This window comes from Allobosea sp. 10L422 (assembly GCF_056395345.1).
The window spans coordinates 1-16,264 of record NZ_JBFTJI010000001.1; the positions used below are offsets into that span (position 1 = coordinate 1).

Consider the following 16,264-nt stretch of genomic DNA (forward strand, 5'->3'; position numbering starts at 1 on the left):
CAACGGGACGCCCCTGCGACAACAACACGTCAACCTGTCGCAGCTTCGCGACGATCTCTTCGGGCTTGTGCTTCTTCTGCGCCATAGCGGCTTCCTCCAAAGGCTCAAAAGCCTACTTCACGGAGGACCACTTTTCAGGGGGCAGGCCAAGGACTCTCCCTCAGACCGGAGGAGAAAAGGGTCTCAGGTCAATCCGGCCGCCGTGGTAGTGCCGGAATGCCCGGACGAATTTCTCCTCCGCGAAGCAAACGCGCACCTGCCCTATAGCGCCGAGCGACGATCCGATGCGGTACGGGATTTCCCATTCCTGCAACCATGTCTCGATTGCGCGGAGCATCATGTCGAACCCAGCCCGGGGAACTTCGATTTCGATCTGATGAGGCCAGCGATCGGCCTGAGCGATCATCGCCACATGCCCCGCATCTTGGCTCGCACGTCGACCTTGGGGCCAGCGTTCGGCGTCCGGCCGGGGTCTGTCCCTGAGACGATCGGCCAGGCGATCCGCTCGAAATGACCGAGCAAGCCGTTCGGGATGAAGCGCGTTCGGTTGGCGTAGACATGACGGTCGCCGGTTCCGGATTGGCCGGACGTGAAGAAGCGCTGCGGCACGATCAGGTGAAGGTCGTCCTTCGCCCGCGTCATCGCGACATAGAGCAGACGGCGTTCCTCCTCGATCTCGTCCCTCGTTCCCGTCCCTAGGTCGATGGGAAGGCAGCCATCGACCGTGTTCATGACGAAGACCGATTTCCATTCCTGGCCCTTGGCCGAATGGATTGTCGACAGGATCAAGTAGTCCTCATCGAGGTGCGGTACCCCGGCCTGGTCGCTTGTCGCATCGGGGGGATCGAGCGTGAGTTCGGTCAGGAATCGCTCCCGGGAAGGGTAGCCGCTGGCGATCTGCTCGAGCTGCACCAGATCGGCCTGCCGTGTGGAAGCGTCCTCATAGATCCGTTCGAGATGCGGCTCGTACCAGCGACGGGCGCGCTCGATTTCACTGGGCCAGCCAGCGCCGCCGGAGCGGATCTCGGTGACCGCGGCGAGGAACCCGGGCCAATCTTCGCCGGCGCGCTGTGGGGCAGGGGCGTTCTCCAGCGCTTCGATCGGGGAGGCCGCCTGTGCGATGTGATCGAGGACACGCTGCGCCGATGTCGGTCCGACGCCAGGTAGAAGTTGCAACACGCGGAAGCCGGCGACCTTGTCCCGTGGGTTCTCCACGAACCGGAGTATCGCCAGAAGGTCCTTGATATGCGCGCTATCGAGGAACTTCAGCCCGCCGAACTTCACGAACGGAATGTTGCGACGGGTCAGTTCGATCTCGAGGGGGCCGCTGTGATGCGACGCCCGAAACAGGACCGCCTGCTGCTTCAGCGCCGAACCGCTCTCACGGTTCTCCAGCACCTTCTCGGCGATGAAGCGTGCCTGGTCGGCCTCGTCGCGAACATGCACGAGCTGCGGAGGGGACCCGGTGGCGCGGTCCGTCCAAAGGTTCTTGGTGAAACGTTCAGTGGCCAGATCGATCACTGCGTTGGCGGCCGAGAGGATGGCTTCGGTCGAGCGGTAGTTCTGGTCGAGGGTGACGACCTCCGCAGGGGGCGAGAACGCGGCGGGGAAGTCGAGGATGTTGCGGACCGTCGCGGCGCGGAACGAATAGATCGACTGGGCATCGTCGCCGACCACGGTGAGACCGCGACCATCCGGCTTGAGCGCGAGCAGGATCGAGGACTGGAGGCGGTTGGTGTCCTGGTACTCGTCGACCATCACATGATCGAAGCGCGCGCCGATATCCGCAGCGATGTCCGGGTCGGTCATCGCCTGCGCCCAGTAGAGCAGGAGGTCGTCGTAATCGAGGACGTTCTGGCTCTGCTTGGCTTCGACGTAGGCGGCGAAGAGGCCTTTGAGCTCCGCCGCCCAGGCGACGCACCAGGGGTAGGACCGGCCGAGGACTTCCTCGATGGACGCTTCCGCGTTTACGCAGCGCGAATAGATCGCCAGGCAGGTCCCCTTGGTCGGGAAGCGCGCTTCGGTCTTCGAGAAGCCGAGCTCATGCCGGACGAGGTTCATCTGATCGGCGGAATCCTCGCGGTCATGGATGGTAAAGGCCGGGTCGAGGCCGAGCTGATCGGCGCAATCCCGCAGGAGCCGGGCTCCAATGCCGTGGAAGGTGCCTGCCCAGGTGAGGGCATCGCTCAGCACCCCGGCACCGTCGCCGAGAACCTTCCGCGCGATGCGCTCGACGCGCTTCGCCATCTCCGATGCCGCGCGGCGCGAGAAGGTCATCAGCAGAATGCGCCGCGGGTCGGCGCCGCTGACCAGCAGGTGCGCGACCCGATGCGCCAACGTGTTGGTCTTGCCCGATCCGGCGCCCGCAATGACCAGGAGCGGAGACGACACTATTGCGCCCACGCCATGAACGACGGCGCGCCGCTGCGCCGAATTGAGCGTGTCGAGATAGCTGATCGGGGCGACGGCGTTCATGAGGATCTGCTGGATGATGATTCGCCCGAACCTACCATGTCGAATGATAAGCGCGCGTCAGGATCGGCTGCGCTTGGCATCGCGGGCGGCTGCACGCCCCCGATACCAGGTTCCCCAATAGGCTCCGCGGCCGCGATCTCGGGGATCGAAATCGAGCCCGCCCATAATCTCCCTGAAGCGCGCGGCCTGATCGGGATCGGAGAAGCAAAACACGCGATATCGCTTGCCGTCATAAGCGACCTCATGGCCCCGTGGCGCGAGCGATGATAGGGGTCCTGTCGATGGGACAATGCCGAGCCCATGGCCAGGCGGGATTTCGACTGCGATCTGGTGAGGCCAGCGACGGTCAACCTCCGAGGGCGACAGCTCACCCTTCCGTCTCATGTTTCGTCGACGGCGGGAGGACGGCGCCGCCCCTCCGAAAAGCGACCGCGCAAGAAACCGCGCGACGAAGCTGCATCGGCGTCGGCTGCCATGACGGCCAGGTCCCGGAGGACCATCCGGATCGCCTCCCGGGAATCTCCGCTGGCTTCCTCCAGGACCGCATCGATCTCCTCATCGGAAACGGCAAAAGGGTCTGGTTCAGGCGGGCGCTGAGGCACGGCTGCTGTCATGGTTCTCACTCGGGATGCGAGAACATAAAGAGAACATATGGATTTAGGAGTCAAGCCGGAAAGACCAACGCCAGAGGCCCGGTGACTTCGGGGCCGCCACCTGGCGCTGCCCCGGCATATGAAGAAAACGCCCCGCGGTTTGGTCGCTACGGATCCCAAAAATCTGGCGGAACAGAAACGGCGCCCAGCTCGTTCGAAATGCATTCAGTGGACCATTCCACGAGTTTCGAGGAGCTTAAACATGAAGAAGCTTTTGCTCGCGTTTCTCATCGCGGCAACGACCTCCTTTGGTGCGCTCGCTCAGACCGCGACGACTTCACCCGTACCATCGCCCAAGGGCGAAGCGGACAAGAATGCTCCGCTTCCAGGCGCGAATAGCTTCACCGAAGGACAGGCGAAGAGCCGTCTCGAGGCCAACGGCTATTCGCAGGTTGGTCCGCTGACGAAGGACGCCAATGGCGTCTGGAAGGGCAGCGCCACGCATGGCGGCGCCAAAGTGAACGTCACCGTCGACTATCGCGGCAACATCACCCGCCAGTAATCGGAGACTCCCATGACTCAGACACTGACGCGTTCCTATGAAAACTACGAGACCGCCCGGTCGGTGGTCGAAGCCCTCGAAGCCGAGGGCGTCAGCGCCGCTGACATCAGTGTGGTCGGTCGGCACGCCAAGGCCGATGACAGCAATGCCGGTGAAGGCGCCGGAATCGGCGCGGCACTCGGCGGAGCAGCCGGTCTGCTCGCAGGTGTCGGACTGCTCGCCATTCCCGGGATCGGCCCGGTGGTGGCCGCAGGTTGGCTCGCGTCGACGGCAGCGGGCGCCGCGGCCGGCGGCGTCGCCGGCGGGATCGTCGGAGCGCTGACCAGCGCCGGCCACAGTGAAGAGGATGCCAACTACTACGTCGAAACGGTTCGGCGCGGCGGTACCGTTGTTTCGGTTCGCGTTGCCGATGAGCAGGTTCCGGCGGTCGAGGCCATCCTCGATGGAGCATCTCCCATCGACCGGGATGCCCGTCTCGCGGAATACCGTGCAGCAGGGTGGAACCGGTTCGACGAGACGGCGGAACCCTATCGCTCCACGGTGATCTGAACAAAGCCGTCCGGCTTTCGGAAGAGGGCGGACCAGCCCTCAGGAACGACCAAGCGCTGGGGGGATTTTCCTGCCAAAATGGAGAGCGGCATGGGTTGGTTTTCTAAAGACATCGCCACGATGGACGACCTCTTCGTCCATACGCTTCAGGACATTTATTACGCCGAGAACCAGATCAAGAAGGCGCTTCCGGACATGGTCGAAAAGGCCACCAGCCCGGATCTCAAGCGAGGCTTCGAAACGCATCTGCGCGAGACCGAGGGCCAGATCACGCGCCTGAAGGAGGTCTTCCGCCTGCATGGCGTTGAGGAAAAGGGCGTCACCTGCCCTGCGATCGACGGCATCCTCGAAGAGGCCAATGACGTCGCCGGCGAAGTCGAAGACAAGCAGGTGCTCGACGCAGCGCTGATTGCCGCGGCCCAGGCGGTGGAGCACTACGAGATCACGCGTTACGGCACGTTGGTCGCTTGGGCGAAGCAGCTCGGTCGCAATGACTGCGCGTCGCTCTTAAAGCAGAACCTCGACGAGGAAGCCGCGACCGACGAGAAACTCACCAAGCTCGCGCTGGACGGTATCAATCGCAAGGCTGCTTGAGCGCGCGGCCCCGCCGGACATCCGGCGGGGTCTTTTTCTCTTCGGAGTGTACAGGAGTCCCTGATGCTTTCGTCCGAACCGTTTACTTCCGGCCGGGATCTCGCGCTGCGGATGAATGCAGCTTACCCGCACCGCGATTGGGTGGCGCTTCTGGCGGAGAGTGCCGGGAAGAGCCGGGACTTCGTGGAATGGCATCTTCAGGAAGATATGGCGCCGCCGGAGGCTTTGTCGCGAGCCGCCTCCGAACTCCTCGACGAGATTGCTGCAAGCAACCAATCCGAATTGGACTCCAGCCATGACTTTCAAAAATCATGAGGAATATGAGGCTGCCGTACAGCGCGCCGCCGCGCTGAGCGACGCGCCCGCAGGTTCTCCGCAGGCAGCCGAGTTTCTACGGCTTACAGACAAGATCCGGCACTGGAATGAGGCGCACAGGGGCGAAAAGAGCCATGGTCCTGAACCGTCCGACAGCTTGCTCAAGCCGGACGATCTTCCTTTCTCGGGCCTGCCCGGCAATCTCGGGAAGCTCAACAAAGATTGACCCGCTTCACAGGATCGGATGACCGCCAGTTACCGCGATGGTGGCGCCCGAGACGTAGCTCGAGAGTGGATCGGCGAGCATCACATAGGCCGTCGCGAGCTCCGCCGGTTGTCCCGGCCGCTTCATTGGGACCTGCTTGCCGAACTGCGTGACGCTCTCGCCCGTCATCGTCGAGGGGATCAGCGGTGTCCAGATCGGCCCGGGCGCTACGGCATTGGCCCGGATCCCTTTCTCCGCCAGCAACTGCGCCAGCCCGCCGGTGAAGTTCTGGATGGCTCCCTTGGTCGTGGCATAGGCGACTAGGGTCGGATTGGGCTTGTCGGCGTTCACCGAGGCTGTGTTGATGATGCAGGAACCAGGCTTCATGTGCGGGACGGCAGCCTTGGTCAGGAAGAACATCGCGTGGATGTTCACCGCGAAGGTCAGTTGCCATTCTTCGTCCGAAATGTCGCCGATATTCTTGAAACTGGCCTGATGGGCAGCGTTGTTGACGAGGATGTCGACGCCGCCGAATTCGGCCACGGCCCGGTCGACGATCTGGCGGCAATGGGCCGCTTCCTGGATGTCGCCGGATACAAGCATGGCTTTCCGTCCGGCCTTCTCGACCCAACCGCGGGTTTCCCCGGCATCCTCATCCTCGTTCAGATAGGAGATCAGGACGTCCGCGCCCTCCCGCGCGAAAGCGATGGCAACAGCCCGCCCGATGCCGCTGTCGCCACCGGTGATGATGGCGCGCTTGCCCTCGAGACGACCCGAGCCGACATAGCTGTCCTCGCCATGGTCCGGTCGGGGCGTCATGGCATCGGTGCGCCCCGGCATCGGTTGCTGCTGCTCAGGGAAGGGCGGTTCGAAGTGTGATGTCATCGTTTTTTCCTCGAAACGCGAATCAGTGCTTGCTCTTGTGCTCGGGTTTTCCCTTGCGCTTGGTCGAAGCCATCTTCTCGAGTTCGCTCTCGCTCATCGACTTTTCCATCGACTTCGAGGCGCCCTTGAGCTTGCTTTCCTTGATGTCTCCGCGCTTTGCGGCGAGCGCGGCGCCCGCGGCCTTCTGTTGAGCGGCTGATTTTGCAGGCATGTCGTCCTCCTTCACTTGGATGAACGGGTGACGGCCTCGATCTTGTTGCCGTCGGGGTCGAAGACGAAGGCGCCATAGTAGTGAGCGTCGTAATTCGGGCGTACACCCGGGGCGCCAGCGTCGGTGCCACCGTTGGCGAGCGCGGAATGGTAAAAGGCGTTCACGATCTCTCGGCTACCCGCAGCAAAAGCGATGTGGGTCCCGTTGCCGCTGGAAGCCCTATTGCCGTCAACGGGCGTCTCGATGCTGAAGAGAATGCTGCTCACGCCATAGTCGGCCGATCGATTGCTGCTGCTGAGAAGCCGGATCCCGAGTTCCGCAAGGACCGCGTCGTAGAACGTGCGCGCATTCGCGAGATCATTGGTGCCGACGGAAATATGGTCGATCATTGCGCCCACTCCGTCCGCTGGGCGAGAACGTCTTGGTATTCAGGATGCCGCCTCGCCCAGTCCGCGATGAATGAGCAGGCGGGGACGATACGCTCTCCGCGGCCGCGTGCGCGCTCGAACAGGGCTTCCGCAAGCTGCGAGCCGAGACCTCGACCGCGCAAACTCGACGGCACCTCGGTGTGCGAAACAATAAGGTAGTCATCAAGTCGCCGATACGTTGCGAAGGCCTCCCCGCCCGGAACCGCCATCACGAACCTGTTGTGTTCAGGGTCGTCTCGGATGCTTGGCGGTTTCGTCGGCATGGGGCGCTCCTGAAAGAGGCGGTGTCCGGGTTGAACCCCGGCAGCCGATCGGAGTTCCCTCTCGCAGCGATGCTTCTCGAAGCCCTGCGGGACTGGGAACGGTGAATGAAACACTCGATCTGGACCCGATTCAGATTTGCCTGGGTGACCGGCGGCTTCTTCCTGATCAGCCTGGTCGGCCACTGGGTCTTCGGCTGGTTCGCCTCTGCCAACGACCAAGCGAGCCATGGTCAGGCCGCCAGCTTCGAGGGGCTCGATACCATCCTGCGCAAGGTCGATCGCGACGACGGCGACCGCCTCATCGAGGAGATCGACCGCGACTACGCAGGCCGCCACACGGATCACCGCTATGTCAGAGAACGCCAGTCATAAGGTATTCGACGGTTCGGCGCTTCCCGGGCTCCATGTCCTGGCGGAGCGCTTGATCGCGACGGCATGCAGCCTGCGGATCCGGCTTGTGACCGTCGAATCCTGCACGGCCGGCGCGATGGCGCATGCGCTGTCCCGTCCGTTCGGCGCAGCCCTGGCTCTTGCAGGGGGTTTTGTCACCTATACGAAGGCAGCCAAGGAGAAGCTGGTGGGCGTACCTAGGCCGCTTCTCGCGGAATGCACCGCCGTGCATGCGGAGGTGGCGAAGGCAATGACTCTCGGCGCCCTCGAACGTAGTGGAGCGGACTGCGCGATTGCCATCACCGGCGTGACCGGCGCAGAACCCGATGAGGACGGAAACCCGATCGGGCGGGTTTTCGTCGGTTTCGCTCGGGCCGGTGAAACACGCACATTGCACTGTGAGTTCGGTCCGCTCGCTCCAGATGCGCTTGCTCACCTGGCAATCCAAGCGGCTATCGCCTTTGGCCTGTCGCAACTCGGCGATGAAGCGGCCCATACTGCTCTGAATAAGGCCCTTGCCTGTTAAACCGGCTACGTAACCCGAGCAGATACCTGTCAAAACTTATGCCATCTGGAAGGTCGCCAATGTCTGGGGTTCCGATGATCAAGCGGCGGTATTCTCGGCCGACTGTCGATAGCGCTCGACTGCGCGCCTCTTCAGATCATCTTCGTCTTCTGCAATGGCGACCAGAAAGGCCACGATATAGGCTAATCTGGTCCGCTCCTTCTCATCTCGCGCATCGGGAATGGTCGATCTGATTTCATCCCACGCGGCATCCAAAGCAGCCTGCGCTCGAGCGAGATCGACCGGATCATTCAACGATGAGAATGGCATGGTTCCTTCCCCGTAGCTGGGTGATAGGATTTCTGAGAAATTAGCGCGCCGCGGCGCTCTGCCAAGATGCCAAAGCTAAAAATTTGAGACAGACTTTGCCCGACCGATCTTCGGAAGCGCCGCAGCATCGTGTTTCCTGAGCGCGTCCCACGGATCTCGCCTCGCGCCGGGTGACACGCAATTCCTCAAGGGTGTGCGGCCACTATCCGCAGAGGAGGGCGCCCGGCAGGGTCGGCCGTCGCGCGTGTCAGCCCTGACCAGTTCCTCATGTGTGGGATCCTTCGGCGCGAGGATCTGGAGACCCGCTGTGAGCGGTCAAAATACCGGATGTGATCGGTGCATCTCTCCAAAACTGCACCCAAATCCGACAATTGGGTACAGTTTTTGGTTGAACCGCCTCTCGATCGCCAAGGAGAGCGAAGGCTTAGGCGCCTTCACACCGACATCGTCGGCCTAGCTGTTCAGTCGATCCATCCGGAGATCGAGCGAAAGCGACAGACCTTCGGGATCCCATTTCCGCACGATTGTCGCGCCGAGCCCACTCAGCGTCGCCTTTTCCAGCTTGCTGCCGAAGCCCGCCTGCGCGGGAGTTCCCGCAATCGTTGGGCCGCCGCGCTCCCTCCAGTGGAGTTTCACCGTCTCGCCTTCGTGCACGAGCTTGACGTTGAGCCGACCTTGCGGAGAGGAGAGAGCACCATACTTCGCCGCGTTTGTCGCAAGCTCGTGCAGCACCAGGGCGAGGGCGGTCAAAGCGGACCCGCCGACCGAAACCTCGGGCCCGGCAATCTCCAGCGCCTCTCGATGCTCCGCCTCGTAGGGTGACAAGATCGCACGCACAAGGCCAAGGAGATCGGTGGAGGCGCGATTGCCTTCGGCGTCGCCCGAGATCGTGAGGTCATGAGCGCGAGCCAACGCCGTAAGCCGTTCGCGAAGTTTCTTGGTCAGCTCTTCGACGGAGGTGGCCGATCGCGCGCTCAGCGAAATCAGCCCACCGGTCAGGGCGAAGAGATTCTTGATCCGGTGGTTCATCTCGCGCATCAGGAGGGCTTGCTGCTCCTGCGCCTGGATACGCTCGCCGATATCGCGCGCGATTTTAGACGCGCCGACGATCACGCCATCCTCGCCGCGGATCGGTGAAACGGTCAGCGACACATGAATGAGCGATCCGTCTTTGCGCCGCCGCTGGGTTTCGAAATGGTCGGTCCGACGTCCTTCGCGGACTCCGCCGATGATCATGTCTTCTTCATGCAGACGATCATCGGGGATCAGCATGGTGATCGGGCGCCCTATCGCTTCCTCTGCGGTGTAGCCGAACAGGCGCTCGGCGCTGGCGTTCCAGCTCGTGATCGTGCCGTCCAGCGACTTGCTCACGATCGCATCGTCTGAATGGGCCACGATCGCCGCGAGCTTCGCGCTGGCCTCATGGGCGACCCGCCGGGCCTCGGATTCCCGACGCGCCTCACCAAGAAGCGCGGCGTTGTCGATGGCAATGGCAGCGTGAGCGGCGATTGCCTTGACGATTTCCTCCGCCTCTTCGTCGAATTGCCCAGGCTCATCGTGAGCAATGAAAATGCCGCCATGAACGCTGCCCGTTCGCGAGATGACCGGAACCGCGAGGTAGCTCACGACGGGCAAGTGGCCGGGAGGCATGCCGAAATGCGGAGCGCTCAATCCGTATCGGGTATCCTTGCGAATATCGTCCGAGCGAACGACGCCGGTGCCATCAAACGTTGGCGCGAACACCGCTGTTTTACGCGGCATCTCGAAGTCGGCGAAGGCCGATCTCGACACCCCCGACAGCGCGTAGAGGCTGTAGATTTCGCCCTTTTCGTCGACTTGATTGTAGAAGAAGGCGCCGAACTTTCCTCCGGACCACTTGGTCGCTGCATCCGTGACGAGGCCGACCAGTTCCGCGAGGTCGAATTCCACGGCGACAGCGCGGGCAATGCGACTGAACATCCGCATGCGCTCGATCTCGGTGGAACGCGCATCCGCGCCTCGCACTTGCCCCCTGTTCAAGCGTCTTCCCCCGCGCAATCAATCCGAGCGCACCTGAAGATGCCATGTCAAATCGAGCAGCAACACATCATTTGCCAAGTCGTCCTGTCAATGCAGCGCTTACAATCTGGAGGAAGCCCCACTGGGTGGATCACCCATTTCTTCCGATCGGGATAATGACGTCCACTCGTCAATTCTCCCTATGGCGGGAACTGATGCGATCCAGTCTCGTTTCAACGAATTGGGGCTCGGTTCCAGCGTTTGCCGTCGCAACGACTGTGGTCCAATCGTCGAGGCCGGGATGGTCCATGAGAGCCCCCACGTGAGACCGACTATCCTGATCGTCGAAGACGAGCCGCTTCTGCTGATGGATGCGATCGACATGGTGGAGGAGGCGGGGTTCGAGGCCGTGGAGGCATTCAATGCCGACCGGGCAATAGAGATTCTGGCATCGCGATCCGACATCCGCATCGTGCTCACCGATATCGAGATGCCGGGCTCTATGGATGGTGTGAAGCTCGCCCAATATGTTCGCGACCGTTGGCCTCCGATCGAGATCATCATAGTCTCTGGTCATCGCACCGTGGCCGCCGAGGACATGCTGGACCGCGGCCTGTTCTTTTCCAAGCCCTATAATCGCCACGCCCTCGCTTCGGCCATGAGAAGATTGGCGTCATAGCAGCGATCGTCGGCCATCGAACGGACCATCGAACCGTAGGCCACCACATGTTTCGAGCTGCGGCAGGCCTCTTTCCTCAACCTAGCGTGAAGTATATTCCACTCGCACTGGAAGCGTCCCGGGCCAGTCGCGGGGAAAGGTCCCCCCTGGTTCGGCGGTGAAGCGCTTTCCGGGCCAAGGTTGGGCGTGGAGGTACATGATTCGCGATTCATGCAGCGGCGCTCGCATGCGAATCACCGTGGTTTCGAGCCCAGGGAAGGGGCTCATCCAGCCGCAGCGATCGGCGCTGACCCTCTGAAAAGTGACCGCGCAGGAACCCACGCGACGAAGCAGCATCGTCGTCCGCTATGACGACGAGATTGCGCAGCACCATCCGGATCGCCTACCGGGAATCTCTCCTGGCTTCCTCCAGAACCGCATCAACCTCCTCATCGAGACGGCACAAAGGTCCGGTTCAAGCGTGAAGCACTGCTCGCTCGGCGCGTTTCTCGAGCGCGCTCCAACGAGCTCGCCGCTCGCCGGGCCGTGCGCAATTGCTCGAGCGTAGGTTGCCACCATCCTCGGAGGAGGGCGCTCACCGCGGTGGGATGTCGGGCAGGCCAGGTTTTCACAAGTTCGTCGTGCGTCGGGCGACGCCACAATGCCCAGACCAGATCGTCGCGTTGTCCGGAACTCCAAGGGTAATGCCGGGCGGCGGTCTCCGCGGGAACGACCTCGCCGGTAACCTCAAGGACCACGAGCGGTCCTTGATGGGACATGACCACTCTGTCGAGCGGCGGCTGCTCGCTCGCCGGGACAGGATAGCGCCGGCGGCGCCGCTCAGTCATCGCTGCTTTGGCGTCTTCGTATTCGGGCGAGGATTTCGCCGCTTCGCGCCGTTGCCTTCGAACTTCCGGCTCGCTGCGTTCGGCGGCGGCCTCGATCGCCGGCCATCTCCTGCGAAGTTCATCGATCGAGCGGAATGGTACGTGCCAAGCCTTGTCTTCTCCGTTCCACCACGCCCACGGAACCGCGCGTAATTCGTCGACGACGGTTCGTGAATAAGGGGTGCGCACGACGAGCTCATCGGCGACCTCCAGATAAGGGCTGACGATCGGCTCGAACGAAAAGGAATCGCGGCCGCGCTGGTCGGCGAGGCTGAAGGCGCTCGACAGCTCACGATCGAGCCATCGCGCCGCGCGAAGCATCGCCGTCGTGCCCGGGATCCGCCAAGCAGCCAGGTCGTTGTTCCAGCGCGCTCTCGGAAAAGCGTCCCGAAAGCGTTCGACGGTAGTGGCGTCGAACGGGAAGGAAACGATGGCACCCGACCCTTCTTCATCATCGCGAATTTCAATATCGTTGCGTTCGCGCCTAGCCATCGGCCTACAATCCCACAGTCGCGAGGGACGGCGCCTGTCCCGTCGCCGATTGAAGCGAGTAGCCGCGGTGGTGCTGCCTACTGCGTGAAGCGGACCGTCGTGCCGGGCCTGACAAGCTGGGCTAGCTCCTCGGCATCCCAATTCGTAAGCCGCACACAGCCATGCGATGACGCCTTGCTGATCTTCGAAGGCTCCGGCGTACCATGAATGCCGAAGGTCGGCTTGGACAGCTCGATCCAGACCGTGCCGACCGGGTTGTTGGGACCCCTTGGGAGCACCAGTCTGCGCTTGTTCTTCCCCTGCTGGAAATTCTTGACCGGGTCGTAGTGATAGGTCGGGTTCTTCACGACCCTCACCACCTGATATTCGCCCTCGGGCGACGGGGTGTCCTCGCTGCCGATGGTGGCCGGATACATCGCGATCACCTTTCCCGTCGCATCGAGCGCGCGAACCATGCCGTTCGTCTTGTCGGCCTCCACTGTCCGTGCCTCATCGGGAGGAAAGGTTCGTCCGACCGAGACGACGTGCAGCGTTTCCTCCCGCTTCCGATAATGCGTTCGCGGGTTGAGAACCCCGAGAAGGCCCTCGCTCATATGAAAGCGTTCGGCGAACATCTCCTTCGCGTTCCTGTAGCCGAGCCGCTTCATCCGGGCCTGGCGAGCGTAATCGTGAGGGATGCGCCGGACGAACCGGGTTTTGATATCGTCCTTTGTCACGACGTAGTCCGAGACGATGTCCGAGCTGACGTCCCCTTTGAGCGCCTGCCATGTCGGTGCGTCGATGATCTCGCCGGTTCCGAGATTTTCGCGGCGACGGAACTGGTCGATGGCCTTGCGATAGTTATCGCCGTCTAGTCCGTCGATCTCCCCGGGAGACACCCCCTGACGCGCCAGCAAGACCTGGGCCTTGATGATCGACGCGCTGGGCCGCGTCACCTTGGTCTTCGTGATAGCGGGACGGCCTGCTCGATTCACCTCATCGCGGGTGAGAGCTCCGGCGGCCGCCGGAGCCAGCAAGACGCACCCGCACACCAAGGCTGCTTGGAATTTCTTCAGCAGCGCGAAAACGGATCTTGGCACGGAAATCACCATCGCTGGTCCCACGCACGGCCAACGCGATGTTTCATCCCGGGGTTCCGCGACGGCGTTGCCGAGGTCGCGCGAATACTGGCCGATCAACGAGGGCTGTCGCTAGACCTCGATCCGTCCAGCCGTGCTTAGGCCGAAGCCGATTGACGATATTGGAGCAGGACGCTCTGAGTTAGCTCGTCCTCGTCGAGCGCCATCGGCACGGAGGCCGTCACCAGATAGGCAATTCGGGTTCGCTCCTTCTCGATGTCCGCTTCGGGAATTGTATCCCTCACCTCGTTCCAAACGGCCTCCAAAGCTGCATACGCAAAGCTCCGGCGCGCGGAACAGCGACCGGTCGACAACGATTAACTGGCTGCGGTGGCCAAGGAAAAGGATTCAGCGGAGCGCCTCTATTTCGCTTGGGCCATGCTGATCGGTTGCCCTGGATCGGTGAAAATCGGTGAAGCGAGGAGCAAATGCCGCATCGGGCAAGCCTCGATTGGCTGAACTTCCTGTTGGCGGATCTGCGCGGCGGGCTGGGTCCTTACGTGAATGTCTTCCTGCTCACGGAGGTCGGCTGGGACCAGGCGAAGATTGGTGCCTTGCTCACCGCCAGCGGTCTCATCGGCATTGCCTTTCACGCGCCGATCGGCGCCTTGATCGACGCCACGCGCGCCAAGCGCGGTCTCATGATCGGTGGGGCCTGGCTCCTCGCGCTTCTGGGCGCAGGCATTGCGACTTATCCGACGATATCCGTCGTGTTCGTCGCGGACGTCAGCATGGCGCTCTTGGGGGCCGTCTTCGCGCCCACGATCGCGGCGATCACGCTTGGGCTTTACGGCGCGCGCGACGCTGCTGCGCAGCTCGGGCGCAACGCCGCGTTCGACCGGCTCGGTAACCTGTTCATTGCCGCCTTGGCCGCGGTAGTCGGCACGCATTTCGGGCAACGCGGCGTCTTCTATATGCTTCCGCTGTTCGCCGTGCTGTCGATGATCGCTGTTCTTTCAATTCCGGCCGGCGCCATCGATCATCGGCGAGCTCGCGGCCTCGATGACGTCATCCGCGAGGATGGTCGGCCGTATCCGTGGCGGCAGTTGTTCGCCGAACGCCCCTTTGCCGTGCTGGCGATCGGCACGGCGCTGTTCCATTTCGCCAATGCTCCGATGCTGGCCCTCGCCAGCCAGAAGCTGGCGCTCGAAGCAAAGGGCTTCGAGTCCGCCGTGACGTCGGCGGCGATCATCGTCGCCCAGCTCGCGACTATCCCGATGGCGTTCCTCGTGATGCGCGCCAACCGGATCGGCGGCAAGACGCTGCTTTTCCTGGCGTTCGCGGCCCTGCCGCTACGCGGCATCCTGTTCGCCACGGTCGACAACCCCTACTGGATGATCACCTTTCAAGTCCTCGACGGAGTTGGGGCCGGGCTGTTCGATGTGCTCCTGCCGCTCATTCTGTACGGCGCGGTGCTGGGCAGCGGGCGCTACAACATGGCGCGCGGAATGCTCGGTACCATTCAAGGGATTGGAGGAGCGTCGAGCTATGCATTCGCTGGCGGCCTGGTCGTTTGGGGCGGATACGGCGTGGCCTTTGCCGTGCTCGCTGGGGTGGGCGTGATCGCTCTCCTCCTCATTCTGATGGCCATGCCGGAGACCGTCTCGCGGATCCGGACGGAAACCCGTATCGAAGAGCTCGGACCCCGAACTTTCGGCCCGGACCGGCGTTGAAAACTCGCCCGCGTTCGTGGGTTGCATTGGCCGGAGAGCAAGGGGATGCGGATCGCGCAAGTTGCGCCGCTGGCGGAGTCGGTTCCTCCGCGACTGTATGGCGGCACGGAACGGGTAGCGTCGTGGCTTACCGAGGAACTCGTACGGCAGGGACATCGGGTCACCTTGTTCGCCTCCGGCGATTCCGAGACCTCGGCCGAACTGGTCGCCTGCGCACCGCAGGGCTTGCGGCTGGCAGGCATTCGAGATCACACGGCCAGCCACCTCGCCATGCTCGCGAAGGTCCGCGAACGGCAGGAGTCATTCGATGTCATCCATTTCCACCTCGATCTGCTCCAGCACGCAATGTTCTCGAACCTGACCCACAAATGCGTGACGACCTTGCACGGGCGTCTGGATCTGCCTGATTTTCTGCCGGTATATCAGGCCTTCCCGCGGATGCCGCTCATCTCGATCTCCGAGGGGCAGCGAAAGCCGATGCCAGCCACCGCAAACTGGCTGGCGACCGTCCACCACGGCCTGGGACCGGGCCTATGTCCGTTCGATGCCCGGGGAGGGGATTACCTCGCCTTCCTGGGACGGATCACGCCCGAGAAGCGACCTGACCGCGCGATCGAGATCGCCAAGCGTGCCGGAATGCGCCTGCGGATCGCGGCGAAGGTCGACCCGGTCGACGAGGAATATTTCCGAAATCAAATCGCACCGCTCCTCGATCATCCCTTGATCGAGTTCATCGGAGAAATCGACGAAGCGCAGAAGGCCGGGTTTCTCGGCGGTGCTCGGGCACTCCTGTTTCCGATCGACTGGCCGGAGCCGTTCGGCCTCGTCATGATCGAGGCGATGTCGGCGGGAACGCCCGTGATTGCTTGGCGCAACGGCTCCGTGCCGGAGATCGTCAGCGACGGAGTGTCCGGGATCATCGTCGACTCGATCGCCGAGGCCGTTTCAGCTTGCGGGCGCAGCGCCGCCATGGATCGCTCAAAGGTGCGGGCCCATTTCGAGCAGCATTTCACCGCCGAGCGAATGGCCTGCGATTATCTCGCGGCGTTCGACCGACTGCTGGCCTCGTCACAGGATCGCGCCAGGGCCGCAGAATAGACGCAGAGACGTGAGCCAATCGGCGGAACGAACCG

Annotated in this window: 21 protein-coding genes; 10 read left to right on the forward strand and 11 right to left on the reverse strand. The window is 62.7% G+C overall.

Translation table 11 applies throughout. The features are described 5' to 3' along the window. Positions 1-160: 160 nt before the first annotated feature. The 3 genes from AC1DEZ_RS00005 to AC1DEZ_RS00015 all read right to left on the reverse strand — a co-directional run bounded on the left by AC1DEZ_RS00005 (position 161) and on the right by AC1DEZ_RS00015 (position 3,089). Entirely contained in the window at positions 161-412 is a 252-nt protein-coding gene (locus AC1DEZ_RS00005; RefSeq protein ID WP_476778114.1) for a hypothetical protein, read from the reverse strand. Further along, a complete protein-coding gene (locus AC1DEZ_RS00010) occupies positions 403-2,475 on the reverse strand; it encodes an ATP-dependent helicase (protein ID WP_476778115.1) in 2,073 nt (690 codons plus the stop codon). The genes AC1DEZ_RS00005 and AC1DEZ_RS00010 overlap by 10 nt, the downstream gene beginning before the upstream one ends. Before the next feature lie 380 nt (positions 2,476-2,855). Next, positions 2,856-3,089, reverse strand: a complete 234-nt coding sequence (locus tag AC1DEZ_RS00015) for a hypothetical protein (protein WP_476778116.1) — start codon at positions 3,087-3,089, stop codon at positions 2,856-2,858. A gap of 241 nt (positions 3,090-3,330) precedes the next feature. Between AC1DEZ_RS00015 and AC1DEZ_RS00020 the strand changes: the two genes are divergently transcribed. From AC1DEZ_RS00020 to AC1DEZ_RS00040, 5 genes are all read left to right on the forward strand, one after another. Further along, the gene (locus AC1DEZ_RS00020) at positions 3,331-3,630 is read left to right on the forward strand and encodes a PepSY domain-containing protein (RefSeq protein WP_112764225.1); all 300 of its coding nucleotides are present in this window, start codon (positions 3,331-3,333) and stop codon (positions 3,628-3,630) included. A gap of 12 nt (positions 3,631-3,642) precedes the next feature. Beyond that, positions 3,643-4,179, forward strand: coding sequence for a hypothetical protein (locus tag AC1DEZ_RS00025; RefSeq protein ID WP_476778117.1), 537 nt, complete (start codon positions 3,643-3,645; stop codon positions 4,177-4,179). A 90-nt stretch (positions 4,180-4,269) separates the two neighbouring features. After that, positions 4,270-4,773, forward strand: a complete 504-nt coding sequence (locus AC1DEZ_RS00030; RefSeq protein ID WP_113255015.1) for a YciE/YciF ferroxidase family protein — start codon at positions 4,270-4,272, stop codon at positions 4,771-4,773. Between the two features lie 63 nt (positions 4,774-4,836). After that, on the forward strand, positions 4,837-5,088 hold the full coding sequence (locus tag AC1DEZ_RS00035) for a hypothetical protein (RefSeq protein WP_476778118.1): 252 nt from the start codon (positions 4,837-4,839) through the stop codon (positions 5,086-5,088). After that, a complete protein-coding gene (locus AC1DEZ_RS00040; protein WP_370955412.1) occupies positions 5,069-5,314 on the forward strand; it encodes a hypothetical protein in 246 nt (81 codons plus the stop codon). The genes AC1DEZ_RS00035 and AC1DEZ_RS00040 overlap by 20 nt, the downstream gene beginning before the upstream one ends. A 6-nt stretch (positions 5,315-5,320) precedes the next feature. On the opposite strand, the gene AC1DEZ_RS00045 is transcribed toward AC1DEZ_RS00040, so the two are convergent. From AC1DEZ_RS00045 to AC1DEZ_RS00060, 4 genes are read right to left on the reverse strand one after another with little or no spacing between them, the layout of a single operon-like run. Then, on the reverse strand, positions 5,321-6,178 hold the full coding sequence (locus AC1DEZ_RS00045) for an SDR family oxidoreductase (RefSeq protein WP_476778119.1): 858 nt from the start codon (positions 6,176-6,178) through the stop codon (positions 5,321-5,323). A gap of 22 nt (positions 6,179-6,200) precedes the next feature. Further along, entirely contained in the window at positions 6,201-6,389 is a 189-nt protein-coding gene (locus AC1DEZ_RS00050) for a DUF3008 family protein (protein WP_112764281.1), read from the reverse strand. Between the two features lie 11 nt (positions 6,390-6,400). After that, positions 6,401-6,778 carry a VOC family protein gene (locus AC1DEZ_RS00055; RefSeq protein WP_476778120.1) on the reverse strand — a complete coding sequence of 126 codons (378 nt, stop codon included), beginning with the start codon at positions 6,776-6,778 and terminating at the stop codon, positions 6,401-6,403. Further along, positions 6,775-7,080, reverse strand: coding sequence for a GNAT family N-acetyltransferase (locus AC1DEZ_RS00060; RefSeq protein ID WP_476778121.1), 306 nt, complete (start codon positions 7,078-7,080; stop codon positions 6,775-6,777). Before AC1DEZ_RS00060 ends, AC1DEZ_RS00055 begins: the two co-directional genes overlap by 4 nt. A 105-nt stretch (positions 7,081-7,185) precedes the next feature. Between AC1DEZ_RS00060 and AC1DEZ_RS00065 the strand changes: the two genes are divergently transcribed. Together AC1DEZ_RS00065 and AC1DEZ_RS00070 are read left to right on the forward strand one after the other, a co-directional pair. After that, positions 7,186-7,452 carry a hypothetical protein gene (locus AC1DEZ_RS00065; protein WP_476778122.1) on the forward strand — a complete coding sequence of 89 codons (267 nt, stop codon included), beginning with the start codon at positions 7,186-7,188 and terminating at the stop codon, positions 7,450-7,452. After that, positions 7,430-7,996, forward strand: a complete 567-nt coding sequence (locus AC1DEZ_RS00070) for a CinA family protein (RefSeq protein WP_476765293.1) — start codon at positions 7,430-7,432, stop codon at positions 7,994-7,996. The genes AC1DEZ_RS00065 and AC1DEZ_RS00070 overlap by 23 nt, the downstream gene beginning before the upstream one ends. Before the next feature lie 78 nt (positions 7,997-8,074). On the opposite strand, the gene AC1DEZ_RS00075 is transcribed toward AC1DEZ_RS00070, so the two are convergent. Continuing rightward, positions 8,075-8,305, reverse strand: coding sequence for a hypothetical protein (locus AC1DEZ_RS00075; protein WP_476778123.1), 231 nt, complete (start codon positions 8,303-8,305; stop codon positions 8,075-8,077). A gap of 453 nt (positions 8,306-8,758) precedes the next feature. After that, entirely contained in the window at positions 8,759-10,270 is a 1,512-nt protein-coding gene (locus tag AC1DEZ_RS00080; protein ID WP_476778124.1) for a PAS domain S-box protein, read from the reverse strand. 235 nt (positions 10,271-10,505) lie between these two features. On the opposite strand from AC1DEZ_RS00080, the gene AC1DEZ_RS00085 reads away from it, so the two are divergent. Continuing rightward, a complete protein-coding gene (locus tag AC1DEZ_RS00085; protein WP_476778125.1) occupies positions 10,506-10,982 on the forward strand; it encodes a response regulator in 477 nt (158 codons plus the stop codon). Between the two features lie 428 nt (positions 10,983-11,410). Here AC1DEZ_RS00085 and AC1DEZ_RS00090 read toward each other — a convergent pair whose 3' ends face one another. Beyond that, a complete protein-coding gene (locus AC1DEZ_RS00090) occupies positions 11,411-12,340 on the reverse strand; it encodes a hypothetical protein (protein WP_476778126.1) in 930 nt (309 codons plus the stop codon). A 77-nt stretch (positions 12,341-12,417) separates the two neighbouring features. Further along, positions 12,418-13,431, reverse strand: coding sequence for a L,D-transpeptidase (locus AC1DEZ_RS00095; RefSeq protein ID WP_476778127.1), 1,014 nt, complete (start codon positions 13,429-13,431; stop codon positions 12,418-12,420). 494 nt (positions 13,432-13,925) lie between these two features. Between AC1DEZ_RS00095 and AC1DEZ_RS00100 the strand changes: the two genes are divergently transcribed. Both AC1DEZ_RS00100 and AC1DEZ_RS00105 read left to right on the forward strand, forming a co-directional pair. Then, entirely contained in the window at positions 13,926-15,131 is a 1,206-nt protein-coding gene (locus AC1DEZ_RS00100) for an MFS transporter (protein WP_476778128.1), read from the forward strand. A gap of 45 nt (positions 15,132-15,176) precedes the next feature. Continuing rightward, entirely contained in the window at positions 15,177-16,229 is a 1,053-nt protein-coding gene (locus AC1DEZ_RS00105) for a glycosyltransferase family 4 protein (protein WP_476778129.1), read from the forward strand. Positions 16,230-16,264: the final 35 nt, after the last annotated feature.